2 pseudogenes are annotated in these 800 nt (G+C 56.5%); both read right to left on the reverse strand.

The window, feature by feature from the left end:
- Positions 1-121, reverse strand: a pseudogene (locus VSR34_RS38080) (IS110 family transposase); the annotation flags it as partial.
- Between the two features lie 286 nt (positions 122-407).
- Positions 408-800: pseudogene (locus VSR34_RS38085) on the reverse strand (hypothetical protein); the annotation flags it as partial.

Here is an 800-nt window from a genome sequence, read left to right on the forward strand (position 1 = left end):
CGGTCTGCGTCGTCCCGATCCTGCCAAGCAGTTCGACCTCGCCCGAACCGAGCGCATATGCGACTGTGATCGAATCCTTGTGAACGTCCAGGCCGACGTATAGCGTGCTATCGTGTTCCATGCTGGCTATATGAACGCCTCCCGTTTGCAAGGGCTTTCGTGTGTTTGAGGAGACAGGATGGGATTGCAGCTCTATATCCGGCCTGATGCAGCTGTGTGGGCTGCTGGCCACGATGAAATTCGCGGACTCGCACCTCATTCCTCCGACGAGCTTGGAGCTCTTGCCAGCATTCAGGTTTTGCGAGTCCTGGTCCGACCTGTGTTGTCATCCACTCGATTGCCTTCGCAACCTTTTAACGTGTCATTCGGGTACCCTGGTGGTTGATCTTCAGTGTAACGACCGGCAGTTAGTCGGGTTTCACGCTCACGTGATCTCTCCGGTAAGGCTGCCCGTGGGCCAGAATCGCCCAGATGGTCCGTGCGATCTTGTTGGCGAGCGCAACGGTCACGACATTTGATGGTCTGCGCTTGCGGATGTCTTCGAGCCAGGCGCTAGGTGATCTTGCGTGACGTAACACGGAGCGCGCGCCATGGATGAGCAGCGTGCGCAAATAGGTGTCACCCCGCTTGCTGATGCCTAGGGAAGGTCTGCAAAAGTCCTGGCGTTGAAGTTTGGTTGTCCTATCCTGGAAGAGCGCGAACCAAAGGAGTTCCTCGATGACACAGCTCGGTCTTGGCTTGGATCTTTCAACGAAACGCACGCGTAAGCGGGAATTTCTCGACGAGATGAGGCGCGTTGT

It is taken from the genome of Paraburkholderia sp. JHI2823, assembly GCF_038900695.1.
Taxonomy (GTDB): Bacteria; Pseudomonadota; Gammaproteobacteria; order Burkholderiales; family Burkholderiaceae; genus Paraburkholderia; species Paraburkholderia mimosarum.